Source organism: Kitasatospora sp. NPDC058184 (assembly GCF_042883725.1).
Classification (GTDB): Bacteria; Actinomycetota; Actinomycetes; order Streptomycetales; family Streptomycetaceae; genus Kitasatospora.
Genome location: NZ_JBHVVE010000028.1, coordinates 34816 through 51914, shown reverse-complemented (window position 1 = coordinate 51914; position 17099 = coordinate 34816). Strand labels below are relative to the sequence as shown.

Genomic DNA, 17099 nt, shown 5'->3' with positions numbered 1-17099 from the left:
GCATAGTCAAGAAATGGCAAAGGCTGTAGTGCGGTGCAGGTCGGAGGGCGTCCTCCCCGCAGGCGCGGGGGCAGCCACTGAAGGGGACGGTTCGGCCGCCGATGCCGAAATCCGGTCAACTCGGCCGCCCAGGCGCAGGAGTTCGTCCGGATCGCGGGCGTGCGGGGACGGCTGCTCCTAGGCTCGTCCGGACACCGTGGCGTGAGGGGGAGTGCCGTGGCCCGTAGGCCTGTTCGGCGACGTCGGTCGACCGTCGCCCGCCGGTTGAAGCAGAACACGCCGCTGCTGGGGGCGGCCGCGCTGGTCGCGGTCGTGCTGGGCACGCTGGTGGTCCAGTGGCTGGCCCAACACCTGCTGCTGGTCGCCGCGTTCCTGATCGTCGGCGCGGGAGCGGGCGCCGCTGTGCTGCGTTCGCGGGCGCGGGCCCGGCAGCGGGAACTGGACGCGCGGACCGCCCGACTGCGGCACATCGGGCCGTTCCTGGCGATGACCCCGAAGGCCTTCGAGCACGCGCTGGCGGACCTGTGCCGCCGGGACGGCTGCACGAAGGTGAAGGTGGTCGGCGGGGCCGGCGACCTCGCGGCGGACGTCCTCGCCACCACCCCCGCCGGGCAGCGGATCCTCATCCAGGCCAAGCGGTACGGGCCGAGGACGTTCGTCGGCTCCCAGGACGTCCAGAAGGTCAACGGCACCTACCGCGATGTGCACCACTGCGACCTGGCCGCCGTGGTGACGACCAGCTCCTTCACCAAGGCCGCCGCCGCGTTCTGCGCCCAGGTCGGCATCCGCGCCGTCGACCAGCAGGCGCTTGCCCTGTGGGCGGACGGGCGGGGCAGGGCACCGTGGGTGTGAGTCACCGGCTCTCGGGCAGTCCGTCCATGCCGCCCGCTCTCCCAAGGCGGTGGCTGTCGGAGGGCCCGCCTAACCTGACGGCGAGACGGATATCGGAGGCCGTCCGGGGGGCGAAGAGCAGGACGGGTGTGGGGCATGAGCGTGGACTTCTTCTGGCGGCGGGTGGACGGAGCGGTGCTGGACGAGCTGTCGCCGACGGAGCTCCGTGCCCTGGTGCCCGGCTGGTCCGATGACGACTTCGGCCCTCTGCATGCGGCCGGTGCGGTGCTGGCCGTGGAGCGCAACGGATACCTGATGCACGTCGCCTTGATGAAGGCGGTCGGCGGCGGCGCGGGCCCGGATCTGAGGGCGGCCCAACTGCCGGTGTTCGGTGGTGAGGAGCGGACGGCCGTCGAGGGAGATCCCGACTGCGACGCGGAGTTCGGCGAGACGGTGGTCTGGGTGCTTCGACCCGATGAGGTACGGACGGCATCGGCTTTCCTGGACGCGGTGGGCGTCGACGAGTTGGTGGGGACCGCGGACGCCGTGCTGGCGGACGAGGTCGCGTCGCTCGGGTTCGCGACCCCGTGGTCCGAGGCGTGGGCCGGTGCCTTGCGCGCAGACCTGCGCGCGCTGAAGGAATTCTTCGCCGAGGCGGCCGCTGCCGGCGACGCGATGGTCAAGTTCGAGGCCGCGTGACGAGGAGGATCGCGCCGTGTTCCGGGCTCGGACCTGCCGCCGGGTCCGGCTGATCCGGCGGGGTGTCAGAAGGACGCTGTCGAGTGTGCACCATGTCCGGCGTCGTCGGTGAGCTGAGGCCGGGGGTGGGTCCAGCCCCACCCCCGGCCGGGGTGCAGGTGGATTCTGGCGTCGCGCCGCCGTCCCTAGCGTTGATCGCGTGCCGCCCGAGGTCGCGGGCGGCCGTGCTGATACGGGGAGGGCGAGGTGCACGGAACGGTGCACGTGGGGCCGGGGGCTCCGGCGTTGCGGCTGCCGGGTGAGGCCGAAGCGGTCCGCGTCCGGGTGGTGCCCGGGGGGACGTCCGAGCGGACGGCTGCGATCATGAACGGCCCGTACGACCGAATCCGACCGGAGGCCCCGTGAGCAGCCCGCAGACCCCAGCCGCCCGTGAGCCGGACACCGCCGAACCGGGCCGCGGCGCCGCCCGTGAGCTGCGCGCCGCCGTACGGGCGCTCGGGCGGCTCGCCGCCTTCACGCTGCTGATACCGGTCGGGGTGGGGCTGACGGCGGCCTTCCTGCTGTCGTTCGTGATCTGGGGCTGCCTCGGGATCTTCCCGTTCTTCCCGACCGCCACCCGGATGGTCCGCTCCGCCGCCGGAGCCGCCCGGTGGGCGGCCGGCCACTGGTCGCAGGTGCCCGTACCGCCGCCGTACCGGCCGCGCCCGGCCCTGGAACGCACCCTCCACGGCTGGTACTGGACCGGCCACGACTACCACCGGAACCGCTGGTTCGCCGGCATGTCCCTCGACGTCCGCTGGCTCTGGACCGACCCGGCGACCTGGCGCGACGTCCTCTGGGTGCTCGCCGACCCGCTGGTCGGCGGCGGCATCGCGGCCGCGCCCGTGCTGCTGGTCGGCGCCGGCCTGTACGGGATGGTCCAGGCGCCGTTGCCGTACGACCTGCCGTTCGGCGGCCCGGTCGCGCTGTTCCTCGGCCTCCTCGGCCCGGTGTCGATCGCCGCCGGACTCGCCCTCGCCCGGCCCGCGCTGCGCCTGCACGGCCGGTGGACCCGCGCCCTGCTCGGCCCCACCGAACGCTCCCGGCTCGCCCGGCGGGTCGAGCAGCTCACCGAGATCCGGCTGGACGCCACCGAGGCCCAGGCCGCCGAACTGCGCCGGATCGAACGGGACCTGCACGACGGCGCGCAGGCCCGACTGGTCGCGGTGAGCCTGCGCCTCGGCGCGGTCGCGGCACTGGTCGACCGCGACCCGGGCCAGGCGAAGCAGGTGGCGACGGACGCCCAGGAGAACGTCACCCAGGCGCTGCAGGAACTGCGCGACCTGGTCCGCGGCATCCACCCGCCGGTGCTCGCCGAACGCGGCCTCGTCGAAGGCGTACGGGCGCTGGCACTGGACGTCCCGCTGAAGGTCGAGGTCCGGGCCGAACTGCCCGGACGGGCCGAGGCGCCGGTGGAGTCGGCGGTCTACTTCGCCGTCAGCGAGGCGCTCACCAACGCCGTCAAGCACGGCGAGGCCCGGCACGCCACCGTGCACCTCACCCACGCCGCCGGACTGCTCCGCGCCGAAGTCACCGACGACGGCCGCGGCGGCGCCGACCCCGACGGGGGCAGCGGCCTGCGGGGCATCCGGCGCAGACTGGCCGCGTTCGACGGTACGCTCACGCTGACCAGCCCCCCGGGGGGTCCGACCAGGCTGATCATGGAGCTACCGTGCGTGTTGTCCTCGCCGAGGACCTCGTCCTGCTGAGGGACGGCCTCTCCCTGCTGCTCAGTGCCCACGGGCACGAGATCGTCGCAGCGGTGGAGAGCGGCCCCGAACTGGCCGCCGCCATCGCCGAACACCGCCCCGACATCGCGGTGGTCGACGTCCGCCTGCCCCCCACGTACACCGACGAGGGCCTCCAGGTCGCGCTCGCCGCCCGCCGCGAACGGCCCGGCCTGCCGGTCCTCGTCCTCTCCCAGCACGTCGAACAGCTCTACGCGCGGGAGCTGATCGCCGACGGCACCGGCGGCGTCGGCTACCTCCTCAAGGACCGCGTCTCCAAGGCCGACCAGTTCGTCGACGCCGTCCACACCGTCGCCGCCGGCGGCACCGTCATGGACCCCCAGGTCATCTCCCGCCTCCTCGCCCGCAACGCCGACGACCAGCCCCTCGCCCTCCTCACCCCGCGCGAACGCGACGTCCTCGCCATGATGGCCGAAGGCCGCTCCAACGCCGCCATCGCCCAACGGCTGCACTTCAGCGAGGGCGCCGTCAGCAAGCACACCTCCAACATCTTCGCCAAGCTCAACCTCGGCGCCTCCGACGACGACAACCGCCGCGTCCTCGCCGTCCTCGCCTACCTCGACGGGACGCGCACGCCCTGAGGCGACGTGCGACGCCCACGTGCCCGGAGTCTCTGTCGCACAGGGGACCGATGTGCCCGCGATGGTGATCATTTAGGAGTACATGGCGAATGTACTGAACATTCTCCCGACTCCCCATCAGGTGTAAGATGCGGCAACCATGGTTCCGCGCCGAGAGCAATACCAATGGGGGCAGGCATGGCTCGCCGATGGGAAGCCGACCCTTCCGCTTCGTTGCAGAAACGCCTCGGGAAATCCGCCAAGGAACTGGGATCGTCCGACGGAAAGGACGAATGCCCGGACATCTGGCAGCTCTCGAACGGCGATGCCGCCGTCATCGGTCGCGATCTCACGGAGAGCTACCGCGGGCGGCTTCCCGAAGGCGTCGCCCTGGGCCCGGGTGAGCGGCTCGTCGTCATCCCCGGCCTCATGGTGAGCACGGCGAAGGCGGACATCCCGGATGCCTGATCGGAACGCCCCCGAGCTGCGGCCCGAGTGGGGCGAGCTCCTCGCCCGGGACGACTACAAGCGTGACTTCCGCGAGCGGGACGCGCTGATCCGCGGCCGGGACTCGTGGAAGTTGGAGCGACGCCAGTACTTCGAGGAGCAGGGCAGTCCGAGCTGGGAGGCCGCCCGGCGCGGCGACTGGGGCGAGGCGCTGCGACTCCTGGAGGACCGGCGCCCGGCGCTGCTCGCGATCGGGCGGGAGGACGCGGCGCGGCGGTCCTTCTTCCACCGGGTGCGGGTGGTCGAGCGGCCGTGGACGGACTACCTGCGCTGGCAGCTGCACTCGCTGCGGATCCGAGCCGAATGCGGGGAGCGCGTCCGTATGGTCGACGCCGTGGAACTGGCCGATTCCGAGGAATTCGGACAGCTGCCGGAAATCGTCGTTCTCGGCGGCCGTACGCTCTATCAGGTGCGGTATTCGGAGGCGGGAATTCCGGCCGGTGCGATCAGGTACACCGATCCCGATCTCGTCCTCCGGTGGGAGGGATATCTCGCGGATCTCCACCGGGTGGGCGAAGACGTTCTGGCGTACTTCGAACGTGAAGCCGCACACCTCCTCCCACCCGCATAGGAAACGGAGCGCAGTGGCAGACGAGCACGTCGGGTCCACCGGCGACCCCGGAAGCACGCGCTCCACCGTGTCCGGGTCCTCCGCCCAGGACGTGGTCCAGGCCAGGGACGTCAGCGGAGGCATCCACTTCCACGGCGGACCCGACCGGCCGAACAGCACCCCGACTCCGCGCCAACTGCCCGCCGACGTACGCGGCTTCGTCAACCGTACGGTCGAACTCCAGCAGCTGAACGACGCCTTGGCGGGCAATCACCCGAACCCCGACGCTGCCGCTGCCGTCGTCGTCATCGCCGGAACCGCCGGCGCGGGGAAGACCTCGCTCGCCCTGCACTGGGCCCACCAGGCCCGGCACCGCTTCCCCGACGGCCAGTTGTACGTCAACCTCCGCGGCTACGATCCGGGCCGGCCCGTCACCGCCCAGGAGGCCCTCCACCGCTTCCTGACCTCCCTCGGCGTCGCCGTTCAGGCCGTCCCGCCCGATCCCGACGCGGCGGCCGCCCTCTACCGCTCGGTCCTCGCCGAGCGCCGCGTCCTGGTGGTCCTCGACAACGCCGCCAGCGCGCAGCAGGTCCGGCCGCTCCTGCCCGGCAGCGCCGGAAGCCTCGTCCTGGTCACCAGCCGCAGCCGGCTGTCCGGCCTCGCCGTACGCGACGGCGCCCGCCGGCTCACCCTGCGGACCCTGCCCGAGGCCGAGGCCGTCGCCCTGCTGCGGGCCGTCACGGCCGGGCACCGGTCCGAGGACGACCCGGCGAAGCTCACCGAACTGGCCCGCCTCTGCGCCCAACTGCCGCTGGCCCTGCGCATCGCGGCCGAACGCGCCGCCAGCCTGCCCCACATGGGACTGGACGACCTGATCAACGACCTCCGTGACGAGTCCGCGCTCTGGGACGCCCTCAGCGTGGGCGACGACGAGGACGCCGACGCCGTCCGTACGGTCTTCGCCTGGTCCTACCGGGCCCTGCCCGACCCGGTCGCCCGCCTGTTCCGGCTCCTCGGCCTCCACCCCGGCCCCGACTTCGGGCTCCACGCCGCGGCCGCCCTCGCCCACCTCACCCCCAGCCGGACCCGGCAACTCCTCGACTCCCTCGTCGGCGCCCACCTCGTCGAGCAGAGCGCGCCCGACCGCTACCAGTTCCACGACCTCCTGCGCGCCTACGCCACCGACCAGGCCCAGCACGAGGAGGCCCCCGCACAGCGTCAGTCGGCCCTGCGCCGGGTGCTCGACTGGTACCTGCACACCGCCGACGCCGCCCAGCAGTGGTTGCGGCCGGCCGAGGCCCGGCTACCGCTCGACCCGGTGTCCGACGGAGTCCGGCCGGCGGCCTTCGCCGACTACAACGCCGCCGTGGACTGGGCCGAACGCGAACGCGTCAACCTCCTTCAGGCCGTCCACGCCGCCTCCGCCGCGGGCGAGGACCGGCGGACCTGGCAGCTGGCCGCCGTCCTCTGGAACGCCCAGGCACCCTCCGCCCCCGGCGCGGACTGGCTCCCGGCAGGTCGGCTCGGACTGGCGGCCGCCGAACGCCTGGACGACACCGCGGCCCGCGCCCTGCTGCTCACCGACCTCGGCATGGGGCACACCCGGGTCAACTCCCTCGGCGACAGCCTGGAGTGCCACCGCAGAGCCCTGGCGCTCTGGCGCGAGCGCGGCGACGTGCTCGACGAGGCGCACTCGCTCAACCTGCTGGGACTCGTCCACCTGCACCGCCGACAACTGGACGACGCCGCACAGTACTTCGAGCAGGCTCTCGCCGCCTTCCGGCCGTTGGGCGAGGCCCAGTGGGAGGCCACCACGCTCGCCAACCTCGCCAGCACCCACTACCGCGCCGGACGCCTCCCCGAGGCCGCGACCGCCGTCGGTCAGGCGCTGGCCGCTCACCGCGCACTGAAGAACCAGCGGGGGGAGGGAAACGCCCTGCGCCTGCTGAGCGACATCCGACGCGAGGACGGCGACCAGGCCGGCGCACTCGCCTCGGCGCACGCGGCACTCGACATCGCCCTGAACCTCCGCGACCACCGGCTGGAAGGCTTCTGGCTCCTCACCCTCGGCGACGCCCAGCGGGCCGACGGCCAACCCGCCGACGCCCTCGACTCCTACCAGCGCGCCGCCGTCCTCCACCGCCGCCTCGGCGACCGCAGTCGCGAGGCCCTCGCCTGGTACGGCGCGGGCGAGACCTACCGCGACCTCGACCGTCACGCCGAGGCCGCCGCCTTCCTCCGCCGGGCCGCCACCGCCCACCACGAACTCGGCGACCGCTGGCACGAGGCACTCGCCCTCGACGCCCTGGCGGCGACGGTGTCCGCGGAGGAGCCGGAGGCCGCCCGGCGGCACCGGACGGAGGCGCTCGCACTGCTGGACGGGTACGAGGACGCGCGGGCGGTCGCGGCGCGGGAACGGATCGCGCGGCGGGTGGAGGCGGGCTGACGGCGGCCGTGGCGCGTCGCGGGTGCGGCGAGGCCACGGCTGCTGGTGGTTCGGGGGCCGGTGAAGGCCGGTGCGGGCCTGGTGCGCGAGCGCCTCGGCGGTGGCTCGGCGGTCAGGCGGCGAAGGCGGCGAGGAGCTTGTCGGTGAGGCGGTCGAGGTAGTCGGGGGCGGTCGCCGTGTGGACGACGGCGAGGCGCCAGTACAGCGGGCCGGCGAGGAGGTCGAGGGCGAGTTCGCGGTCGAGGTCGGCGGGGAGTTCGCCGCGGTCGACCGCTCGTTCCAGCAGGTCGGTGGCCTTGCTGCGGCGGGGGTCGCGGACGGCGGTCAGCAGCACCTGCGCGAGTTCGGGGGTGCGGACGGCTTCGGCGAGCAGGTCGGGGATGATCTTTGCTGGGAGCGGATGGCGCAGCGCGTCCGCGGTCGCGGTGAGGAAGGCGAGGACGTCGCCGCGCAGGGTGCCGGTGTCCTTGATCTCGGAGGCGTCCACGGCCACGGCGCGGATCAGGGCGACGGTCATGTCGAGCTTGGACGGCCAGCGGCGGTAGATGGCGGCCTTGCCCGCCCCGGCCCGCTTGGCGACCGTCTCCAGGGAGAGCCGGGCGTAGCCGACGGCCGCCAGTTCCTCGAAGAAGGCGGCCGCGATCGCCTCGGTCACGGAGTCCTGGAGCACCGGCCCGCCGGGCGTCCGGCGTGCGGGGGGCGTGGCGGCGTCGGGGGCTGCGGAGGTGTCGGAGGCCGGCCGGGGCGCGGGGGTGCTGGGCATGCCCCGAATCTACATCAGGCGGAACGCTTGCGTCTCGACTGGGTGAGGGCTAGCGTCATAGGCGAGACGGAACGGTTCCGTCTCGCCAAGACCCCGGGAGTGCACCATGCGATTCCTCTTCGAGGACGAGTCCTTCTCCTTCGAGACGCTCAGGGCGGCCGGATTCGCCGACTACGGCGGCGCCGACCTGGGCGAGGTCGTGGCCACCGCCCGGAACATCGGCGAGGGCGACGAGGAGGCCTGGCTGCGCGAGTGGAAGGCCACCGCGGAGCGCGTCCACGGCATCGGCAGCCGTGCCCTGGCGGCCGGGCACCGGGTCAGCGCCCGCGAGGCCCTGCTGCGCGCGTCGAACTACTACCGCACCGCCGAGTTCTACCGCCGCGACGACCCCGCGAACGACCCCGAGGCCAAGGGCCTGTCCGCCCTCTCCCGGGAGACCTTCGCCGCCGCGGCGGCCCTGATGGACACCCCCGTCGAGGCCGTGGCCATTCCCTACGAGGGCACGCACCTGCCCGGCTACCTGTTCCTCGTCGACGACTCCGGCGCCCGGCGCCCCACCGTCCTGTTCACCAGCGGCTTCGACTCGACGCTGGAGGAGGCGTACTTCGCCGTCGCCGCGGCCGCGCTGCGCCGCGGCTACAACGTCCTCGCCTACGACGGGCCGGGCCAGGGCGCGATGCTGCGCGAGCAGCAGCTGGTCTTCCGGCCGGACTGGGAGGCCGTGGTGACCCCGGTGGTCGACTACGCGCTGACCCGCCCCGAGATCGCCGCCGACGGGCTGGTCCTGTTCGGGTACAGCCTCGGCGGCTACCTGGCCGCCCGCGCCGCCGCCCACGAACACCGCCTGGCCGCCCTGGTGTTGGACGACGGCGTCTACAACTACCGGGAGGCCCATGACCGGTTCCTGCCGCCGTTCCTGCGCGAGTGGATCGAGGCCGGCCGGGACGACCTCGTGGAGCCCGTCATGGGCCTGTTCATGCAGGTGAGCACCCAGGTGCGCTGGGCGCTGCGCAACGGGGTGTGGACGTTCGGCGCCGCGTCGGTGGCGGACTACATCCGCCGTACCGCCGACTACACCCTCGACGGCGTCGCCCGGCTCATCGACTGCCCGACCCTCGTCCTGGACGCCGAGAACGACCAGTTCTTCCGCGGCCAGCCCCAGCAGGTCCAGGCCGCGCTGACCTGCCCGCACACGCTGGTCACCCTGCCCGAGGCCGAGGGCGCGGGCGAGCACTGCCACATGGGCGCCATGTTCCGCTTCCACCAGGTGGCCTTCGACTGGCTGGACACCACCCTGGCCGGGGCCGCCCGGCCCGCGAGCTGACGGGGGTCGGACGGGAGGGCGTCACCGCTGGTGGGCGCCCGGGGACGGAAGGCGGGCGGCGGTGTGCCCGGTCGCCCACGAACCGCGCGGGCGGTAGCGTCACCCTTGGTCGCCAGGGCGTTACGGTGCGCGCCCGGTGGAGGGCGCAGGCCGGGCCCTGGGACAGGCCCGCCGTCCCTTCCGTCGACCCGACAGGAGTCGCCCCCATGGCCGTCCCCACCGACTTCGACCAGCACGCCACCGGCTACAGCCTCCCGCACGCGTACTGGCTGGCCAAGGCCGCCGAACTCGCCTACCAGGACGAGGCCGCGATCGAGGAGCAGGCCCGCGCCTGGGGCTTCGACACCGTGCGCCACCACCAGACGCGCTTCACCCCGCCGTTCCCGCTGCAGGACACCCAGGCCTACACCATGGCCGGCGACAACATGATCGTCACCGCGTTCCGCGGCACCGAGCCCGCGCAGATCCGCGACTGGCTCACCGACTCCACCACCCCGCCCTGGCCGGGCCCCGCCCGGACGGGCTACGTCCACTACGGCTTCGCCGAGGCCCTCGAATCCGTCTACCCGGACGTCGCCAAGGCCGTCTCCGACCTGCGGACCGGCGACCAGACCGTGTGGTTCACCGGCCACAGCCTCGGCGGCGCCCTCGCCATGCTCGCCGCCGCCCGGCTCGACCTGGAGGAGCCGAGCCTGGCGGCCGACGGCGTCTACACCTACGGCCAGCCCCGGACCTGCGACCGGCTGCTCGCCGCCGCGTACGACAAGGGCCTGCGCGGGCGCACCTACCGCTTCGTGCACGGCAACGACATCGTCCCCGAGCTGCCCCCGGAGCCCGCCTTCACCCACGTCGAGGCGCTGCGCCACATCGACTCCGCGGGCCGCGTCCAGGAGAAGGTCCCGCTGGTCTCCGCGCTGACCGACCGGGCCAAGGGCCTGGGCGCCGCGGCGTTCTCCCCGGACGGCGAGGGCATCCGCGACCACCTGATGCGCAGTTACCTCGCCGCGCTGGAGAAGGCCCTGGCCTGACCGGCGCGGGCTGGAGGGCTCGCGCCGGGGCGGGGGCGCACGGGACGGGCGCGAGCCCGGTGATCTTGGACGGATAGGCTGCCGTGAACTCAGGTCCTCGCGGTGAGGACGGAACTGACGAGGATCGGTGGTGTACGGACATGATGGGACCGGCGCATTCGCTGTCGGGTGCGGCCGCTTGGCTGGGGGTGGGCGCGGCGGCGGCCGGGATGGGGGAGCCGATGCCCTGGCCGGTCCTGCTCGCGGGGGCGCTGATCTGTGCGGGCGCGGCCCTGGCGCCGGACCTGGACCACAAGGCGGCGACGATATCCAGGGCGTTCGGGCCGGTGTCCCGGGCGCTCTGCGAGGTGATCGACAACCTCTCGTACGCGGTGTACAAGGCCACCCGCGGCAAGGGCGACCCGCGGCGCTCGGGCGGCCACCGGACGCTGACGCACACCTGGCTCTGGGCGGTGCTGTGCGGGGCGGGCGCGGCGGCGGTGGCCGTGTACGGCGGCCGCTGGGGCGTGCTGGTGGTGCTGTTCGTGCACATGGTGCTGGCGATCGAGGGACTGCTGTGGCGGCACGCCCGGGTCTCCAGCGACGTCCTGGTGTGGCTGCTGGGGGCGACCAGCGCGTGGATGCTCGCGGAGGTCCTCGACAAGCCCGGCAACGGCTCGCAGTGGCTGTTCGAGGAGCCCGGGCAGCAGTACCTCTGGATCGGGCTGCCGATCGCGCTCGGCGCGCTGGTGCACTGCCTGGGCGACGCGCTGACCGTCTCGGGCTGCCCGGTGCTGTGGCCGATCCCGATCGGACGCCGGCGCTGGTACCCGATCGGGCCGCCGAAGGGCATGCGGTTCCGGGCCGGCAGCTGGGTGGAGATCAAGGTGCTGACCCCGGTGTTCATGGGGGTCGGCGGGGTGTGCGGGGCGGGGGCGCTCGGCTTCTTCGGCAACGGTTGAGGTCGATGTTCCTTCGGGGGAGGGGAGTTGGCGGGGCGTCGACCGGGTAGGCACCGGTCGGCGCGGGAGATGGGGGAGGCCGGCCTCCGGCGCCGGGAGCGTGTCCGGTACTCCTCGCGGCCTTGGGAGCGTGACAGATGGCGTCCGTACCGGGAGAGGTGGCGATCGTCACCGGTGCCGCCAGCGGGATCGGCCGGGCGGCGGCGCTGCGGCTGGCCCGGGCGGGCTGGGCGGTCGCGGCGGTCGACGTCGACGCGGCCGGTCTGGAGGGGCTGGCGCGGGAGGCTCCCGGGGCGCGCCCGTTCGTCTGCGACGTCACGGACCGTACGGCGGTCGCCGCAGTGGTCCGGGACGTCGGCCGCGAACTGGGCCCGCCCCGGCGGCTGGTGCACTGCGCGGGCGTCGGCGTGATGGGCCGGCTGCTGGACCGGGACGCGGCCGACACCCTGCGGGTGATGGACACCGTGTACGGCGGCACGCTCCGCCTGGTGCACGCCGTCGTCCCCGCCATGGCCGCCCGGGGCGGGGGCCAGGTGGTCATCCTCGGTTCGATCGCGGGCTGGGTGCCGGTGCCGATGGGCGGGGCGTACGGGGCGGCGAAGGCGGCGGTCCACTTCCTGGCCGAGACCGTCGCGGCCGAGCACCGGAAGGACCGGATCCAGGTCGTGTGCGTCTGCCCGCCCGCGGTGGAGACCCCGATGCTGGACCGGATGCGCGACGACTCCCCCGAACTGATGGGCCGGGTCCGTGGGTTGAGCACCGAAGCGGTCCTGGACTCGATGGACCGCGCCCTGGCGCGCGGTCGGCTGTGGGCCTTCCCCGGGCGCGGCACCCGCGCGATGTGGACCGCCCGGCGTCTGGCGCCCCGCCTCCTCGGCCGGACGATCGGCCGCCTGGTGGTCGGGAAGTAGCCGGGGCGCTGGTCGGGGGGTAACCGGGGTGCGGACGCCGGCGCGGCCGCTCAGCGGGCCGCGAGCAGGCCGTCCACCAGGGCGTCGAGGCCGTCCCGGTAGGTGTCCTGGGCGGTGAGCGGCGCCCAGCGGTCCGCGAGCCCGGCCAGGCGGGGGAGTTGCTCCGGGTCGAGGTCGGCGAAGACCTGCTGACGGTGGGTCGGGCGGTCGTCGGCGGGCCGGCGGCGGGCCGTCGACGTGCGGACCATGATCTCGCCGGCCGTGTAGTACCAGATGGCGCGGTAGCCCTGGACGGCCCGTTCCGGGGACAGGCCGCAGGCCACCAGGCCGTCGACGATCTGCTCGACGAACCAGAGCGAGTGGGCGGACATCAGGCTGTCCCCGGTCAGCACCTCCACGATCCACGGGCAGGCGGCGAGCGCCTCGTGGATGGCGGCCGCCGCGGCGACGACCCGTGCGCGCGGCTCGGCCGGGAGCGCGGTCGGTCGCAGTGTCCGCGCGGCGTAGTCGTCCAGCAGCAGGACGAGCAGCTCCTCCTTGTCGCGGACGTGGTGGTAGAGCGCCATCGGCGTGCTGCCGACCTCGGCGGCCAGGCGGCGCATGGTCAGCCGCTCGACGCCCTCCTCGTCCACGATCCGGCGGGCCGCCGTGACGACCTCCTCCCGGGAGATCCGGGGAGGCCGACCGGTGGCCTTGCGCCGCGCGGCGGGCTGCGCCGCGGCGGGCCGCGCTCCGGCCGACTGGGGGGTGGCGGATGGCGGGGTGGAGGGCTGCTGCATGCCCCCATCATCACCCGGGACTCGACAGTGGGGATCGCCCGGGGTTACTTTCTATACATGTACAAAAACTCACGGGGGCGCCCCGGCCGGGTGCTGGCGGCGGTGGCCGTCGCCCAGTTCGTCTTCGCCCTGGACATGTCGGTGGTCAACGTCGCCCTGCCCGCGATCCGGACCGACCTGGGATTCGCCCCGCTCGACCTCTCCTGGGTCGTGCACGTCTACGCGCTCACCTTCGGCGGGCTCCTGCTGCTCGGCGGCCGCGCGAGCGACCTGTACGGACGGCGCCGGCTGCTCCTGCTCGGCCTGGCCGTCTTCGGCCTCTGCTCGCTCGGCGGCGGGCTGGCCCAGGAGCCCTGGCAGCTGGTCGCCGCCCGCGCGGGGCAGGGTGTGGGCGCCGCGGCGGCGGCCCCGGCCGCGCTCGCGATGCTCACCACCACGTTCACCGAAGGGCCCGGGCGGGTGCGCGCGCTCGGCGTGTGGAGCGCGACGAACGCCGCCGGCGGCGCCCTGGGGGTGCTGGCGGGCGGGCTGCTGACCGAGTACGCGAGCTGGCGCTGGGTCATGCTGGTCAACCTGCCCGTCGTGGCGACGGCGCTCGCCCTGCTGCCCGCCGAGGCGCGGCCCGAGCGGTCCGTACGGCCGGTGAGGCGGGAGCGACCGGACGTGCTCGGCGCCGTCCTCGCGACCGCCGGCATCGGGCTGCTGGTGTTCGGCGTGGTCCGCACCGACGTCCGGGGGTGGGGCTCCCCGGCCACCCTGGGGACGCTCGCCGCCGCCGGCGCCCTGCTGGCCGCCTTCGCTGTCACCGAGGCCAGGACCGCCGCGCCGCTGCTCCGCCTCGGCCTGCTGCGCAGCCGCTGGGTGGCCGGTGCCAACGTGCTGGTGTTCCTGGCCGCCGCCGGGCAGTTCACCGCCTTCTACTTCGTCTCGCTCTACCTCCAACAGGTCCTGGGCCTGGGCGCCGCCGCCACCGGCCTCGCCTTCCTGCCCTTCTCGGCCGGACTGGTCGCGGGCACCGTGTTGGCCACCCGCGTCGTCGCGCGCCGCACTCCGCGGGCCGCCCTGGTGCCCGGGGCCGTGCTGGCCGCCGCTGGCCTGGCCTGGTTCGCGCTGATCAGCCCGGACGGCGGCTTCCTCACCGACGTCCTCGGCCCGTCGCTGGTCACCAGCGTCGGCACCGGACTGGTCCTGGCCCCGGTCGCCTCCGCCGGGACCACCGGTGTGGCCGCCCGCGAGGCCGGGATGGCCTCCGGCCTGCTCAACAGCTCGCGCCAGCTCGGCGGCTGCGTCGGCCTGGCCGCCCTGGCCACCGTCGCCGCGCACCGCACCGGCGGCGCCACCGACCCCGTCGCCCTCAACGACGGCTACGCCACCGGACTGGCCGTCACCGCCGGGCTCTTCGTCCTCGCCGCGCTGGTGGCGGTCGCCGTGCTGCCCCGGCGGCGGCCGGAGGCGCCGGGCCTCCCCGACCCGCTCACCCCCGTAGCGGAGGGCCCCGCAGAAAGCTCCGCGCGGAACCGCGCGGAGAACCGACTGGAAGGAACCCGCTCATGACGACCACGCCGATCGAGGCCGTGGACCTGTTCTCCTCGGCCCTGCACATCCACCCCGACGGCGACGTCCGGGCCACCGGGCGGCGGATGACCGGCGGCGACGCCGGGGCCTGGCAGATCGCGACCTTCCACGTGGAGAGCGACGCCGAGGTCCACGCCGACCACTGGGAGATGCACCCCGAGGCCGAGGAGGCGGTCTGCTGCCTGGCCGGCGGCGTTCGGCTCTTCCTCCGCCCGGTCGAGCCCGGTGAGCCCAGTGAGGCCGGTGAGCCCGGCGAGGCCGAGTCGGTGGTACGGCTGACGGCGGGTACCGCCGCGATCGTGCCCCGGGGCCGCTGGCACCGGTTGGAACTCGACGCCCCCAGCGACCTGATGTCGATCACCCTTCGGACGGGTACCCGGCTGGAGCCGCGCACCGAGGCCGGCTGACCGGCGAGGGCCGTGGCGGGGTGGTCCGGCACGCGCCGGACCACCCTGGCATGTCCGCCAACACCCCTTGCGGCCAAGGAGGTTGACGTCAGGCCGAGGGTGCGACGGGGTCGGCGATCCGCGCCAGCAGGGCGGCGAGCTCCCCGGGCATGGACAGGAACGGGGAGTGGCTGCTGGGCAGCCGGTGGACGGTGTCGGCGCGGGCGGCGAGCCGGTGCTGCTGGGACAGGTCGAGGGCCTGGTCCTGGTCGCAGACGACGTAGCTGGAGGGCACCGTGCGCCAGCCCGCCGTGGTCACCGGCTCGGTGAAGGACCGGACGCTCTGCGGGCTCAGCCGGGCCACCGCGCGGTCGGCGACGTCGGCGGGCACGTCGGCGTAGTACTCCTGGCGGGCGTGGGCGACGTCCGGCGGGGTGTGGCCCGTGTCGTCCTCCGGTGAGGGAATCCCCAGGAAGGAGAACGTGCTCTCGCCCACGTCCAGTTGGAAGGCGGAGACGTACACCGCCCGCACCACGTTGGCGGCGCCCGCGACGGCCTCGGTGGCGGGGGCGCCGCCGTAGGAGTGGGCGACCGTCACCACCGGGCCGTCGATCCGCCGCAGGTGGTCGCGGATCACGGCGGCGTCCTCCAGCAGGCCCGCCGACCGGGTGCCGTCGGGGTGGGCGGCGGAGCTGGGCAGGTCCACGGCGTGGGAGCGCCAGCCGTCGGCGGCGAGGGCGGTGCGCAGGGGGTCCCAGCACCAGGCGCCGTGCCAGGCGCCGTGGACCAGCAGGAACGTGGGGCGGTCGGGGCCGGCGGTCACAGGCGGGTCCTCCGTCGTACGGGGCGCGGGCGGTGGGCCCGTCCGAGTATCCGTGGTGAACGTGACGGCGGTGTGACGCCGGGCGTGTCGCCGTCGCACCCGGGCCGGCCGTCAGCGGCCTCCGGTGGCGACGGCGGCGGCCGCCGCCGTCCCGGTGAGGCCGTGACGCTCCGCCAGCACACCCGCCTGGAAGCGGCTGTCCGCGCCCAGGGAGCTGTAGAGACCGGCGATGTGCCGTCGGCAGTTGCGCAGCGAGAGCCCGAGCCGGCGGGCGATGACCTCGTCCTTCAGGCCGTCGGCGAGCAGCCGCAGGATCGTCGTCCGGAGCTCGTCCGAGACGGCGCGGGCGGCGGCCGGGCCGCTGCGGAAGGCCTCGCCCTGGTGCCAGAGCGTCTCGAAGGAGTCGGCCAGGTGGGCCACCACCGACGGCTGGTCCACCAGGACGAGCCCGTCGGTCCGTCCCCGCTCCGGCAGGAAGGCGCTCTCCCGGTCGACGACCAGCAGCGGGCCGCAGCTCTCCCCGGTGGTCCGCACCTCGGCGCCGGCCCGTTCCGCGGCCCGGGCCTGGCGCTGGGTGGGCAGGTGGAAGCGCGCGGGGTGCTGGTGGACGATCCGGACCCGCAGCGCGGGGTCGGTGCGCGGCAGTTCGGCCACGACCAGGTCGGCCAGCGCCGCCGCCGTCGGGTCGCCGCCGGGGCAGCAGAGGACGACCTCCCGGCGGGCCCGCAGCAGCCGGTCGCCGACGATCGCGTGTACGGCGCCATGGTCCGGCGGCACCTCCTCCGGCCGTACGGCGGGTGCGCCGGTCTCCGGCCGCCCGTGGACCGCCTGCGCGGCCGTCCACGACGGCTCGGCCCGCCACGACTGCCCGGTCACGGGCCGGACCGGTGCGGGCCGGTCCCGGCGGACGGCCCAGGCGTAGAAGGCGACGGTGCCGTCGCCCGGCCCGGCGGCGGGGGTGGTGGGGGCCGGGACGGAGCCCAGTGGGGCTCCTGGTGCGCGTGGGGTGAACGCGATGTGGACGGTTCCACGTTCTCTCATGACAGCCCTCTTGACAGCTGGTGGCGGCCGACGGTCGACGGTCGCGTCCGGCGGTCGGTCGGCCCCGGAAGCGGTTGTTCGATCGTCGTCAACGGTCGCGGCGGCCGCCAGGGGGCGAGGGGGCCAGGAAGTTGTTGGCCGACTGAGG

Annotated in this window: 17 protein-coding genes; 13 read left to right on the top strand and 4 right to left on the bottom strand. The window is 74.4% G+C overall.

Features of this window, described 5'->3' with window-relative positions; genetic code table 11:
- Positions 1–264 precede the first annotated feature (264 nt).
- The 7 genes from ACFVXH_RS35725 to ACFVXH_RS35695 all read left to right on the top strand — a co-directional run bounded on the left by ACFVXH_RS35725 (position 265) and on the right by ACFVXH_RS35695 (position 7380).
- On the top strand, positions 265–852 hold the full coding sequence (locus tag ACFVXH_RS35725; protein WP_387830230.1) for a restriction endonuclease: 588 nt from the start codon (positions 265–267) through the stop codon (positions 850–852).
- Between the two features lie 135 nt (positions 853–987).
- A complete protein-coding gene (locus ACFVXH_RS35720) occupies positions 988–1530 on the top strand; it encodes a DUF1877 family protein (protein WP_387830227.1) in 543 nt (180 codons plus the stop codon).
- Between the two features lie 401 nt (positions 1531–1931).
- A complete protein-coding gene (locus ACFVXH_RS35715) occupies positions 1932–3278 on the top strand; it encodes a histidine kinase (protein ID WP_387830224.1) in 1347 nt (448 codons plus the stop codon).
- The gene (locus ACFVXH_RS35710; RefSeq protein WP_049650944.1) at positions 3242–3898 is read left to right on the top strand and encodes a response regulator transcription factor; all 657 of its coding nucleotides are present in this window, start codon (positions 3242–3244) and stop codon (positions 3896–3898) included. The genes ACFVXH_RS35715 and ACFVXH_RS35710 overlap by 37 nt, the downstream gene beginning before the upstream one ends.
- Before the next feature lie 177 nt (positions 3899–4075).
- The gene (locus ACFVXH_RS35705) at positions 4076–4345 is read left to right on the top strand and encodes a hypothetical protein (protein ID WP_387830221.1); all 270 of its coding nucleotides are present in this window, start codon (positions 4076–4078) and stop codon (positions 4343–4345) included.
- The gene (locus ACFVXH_RS35700) at positions 4338–4955 is read left to right on the top strand and encodes a DUF6879 family protein (RefSeq protein ID WP_387830218.1); all 618 of its coding nucleotides are present in this window, start codon (positions 4338–4340) and stop codon (positions 4953–4955) included. The genes ACFVXH_RS35705 and ACFVXH_RS35700 overlap by 8 nt, the downstream gene beginning before the upstream one ends.
- Positions 4956–4968: 13 nt before the next feature.
- Entirely contained in the window at positions 4969–7380 is a 2412-nt protein-coding gene (locus ACFVXH_RS35695; RefSeq protein WP_387830215.1) for an ATP-binding protein, read from the top strand.
- Between the two features lie 112 nt (positions 7381–7492).
- Here ACFVXH_RS35695 and ACFVXH_RS35690 read toward each other — a convergent pair whose 3' ends face one another.
- Positions 7493–8143 carry a TetR-like C-terminal domain-containing protein gene (locus ACFVXH_RS35690; RefSeq protein ID WP_079272854.1) on the bottom strand — a complete coding sequence of 217 codons (651 nt, stop codon included), beginning with the start codon at positions 8141–8143 and terminating at the stop codon, positions 7493–7495.
- 106 nt (positions 8144–8249) lie between these two features.
- On the opposite strand from ACFVXH_RS35690, the gene ACFVXH_RS35685 reads away from it, so the two are divergent.
- From ACFVXH_RS35685 to ACFVXH_RS35670, 4 genes are all read left to right on the top strand, one after another.
- Positions 8250–9467 (top strand): alpha/beta hydrolase family protein, encoded by a 1218-nt coding sequence (locus tag ACFVXH_RS35685; RefSeq protein ID WP_387830213.1) that lies wholly within the window; start codon positions 8250–8252, stop codon positions 9465–9467.
- Positions 9468–9673: 206 nt separating this feature from the next.
- On the top strand, positions 9674–10495 hold the full coding sequence (locus tag ACFVXH_RS35680) for a lipase family protein (RefSeq protein WP_375875466.1): 822 nt from the start codon (positions 9674–9676) through the stop codon (positions 10493–10495).
- A gap of 140 nt (positions 10496–10635) precedes the next feature.
- Positions 10636–11436 (top strand): metal-dependent hydrolase, encoded by an 801-nt coding sequence (locus ACFVXH_RS35675; RefSeq protein WP_049650939.1) that lies wholly within the window; start codon positions 10636–10638, stop codon positions 11434–11436.
- Between the two features lie 137 nt (positions 11437–11573).
- Positions 11574–12347: an SDR family NAD(P)-dependent oxidoreductase gene (locus tag ACFVXH_RS35670; protein WP_375875465.1), complete on the top strand. Its 774-nt coding sequence runs from the start codon at positions 11574–11576 to the stop codon at positions 12345–12347.
- A 50-nt stretch (positions 12348–12397) separates the two neighbouring features.
- Here ACFVXH_RS35670 and ACFVXH_RS35665 read toward each other — a convergent pair whose 3' ends face one another.
- Positions 12398–13126 carry a TetR/AcrR family transcriptional regulator gene (locus ACFVXH_RS35665; protein WP_082345634.1) on the bottom strand — a complete coding sequence of 243 codons (729 nt, stop codon included), beginning with the start codon at positions 13124–13126 and terminating at the stop codon, positions 12398–12400.
- A 57-nt stretch (positions 13127–13183) separates the two neighbouring features.
- Between ACFVXH_RS35665 and ACFVXH_RS35660 the strand changes: the two genes are divergently transcribed.
- Positions 13184–14680, top strand: coding sequence for an MFS transporter (locus tag ACFVXH_RS35660; protein ID WP_387830210.1), 1497 nt, complete (start codon positions 13184–13186; stop codon positions 14678–14680).
- Positions 14677–15108, top strand: coding sequence for a cupin (locus ACFVXH_RS35655; RefSeq protein WP_387830207.1), 432 nt, complete (start codon positions 14677–14679; stop codon positions 15106–15108). Before ACFVXH_RS35660 ends, ACFVXH_RS35655 begins: the two co-directional genes overlap by 4 nt.
- 88 nt (positions 15109–15196) lie before the next feature.
- On the opposite strand, the gene ACFVXH_RS35650 is transcribed toward ACFVXH_RS35655, so the two are convergent.
- Positions 15197–15910 carry an alpha/beta fold hydrolase gene (locus ACFVXH_RS35650; RefSeq protein ID WP_387830205.1) on the bottom strand — a complete coding sequence of 238 codons (714 nt, stop codon included), beginning with the start codon at positions 15908–15910 and terminating at the stop codon, positions 15197–15199.
- Positions 15911–16021: 111 nt separating this feature from the next.
- Positions 16022–16951 carry a response regulator transcription factor gene (locus tag ACFVXH_RS35645; protein WP_387830202.1) on the bottom strand — a complete coding sequence of 310 codons (930 nt, stop codon included), beginning with the start codon at positions 16949–16951 and terminating at the stop codon, positions 16022–16024.
- Between the last annotated feature and the right edge of the window lie 148 nt (positions 16952–17099).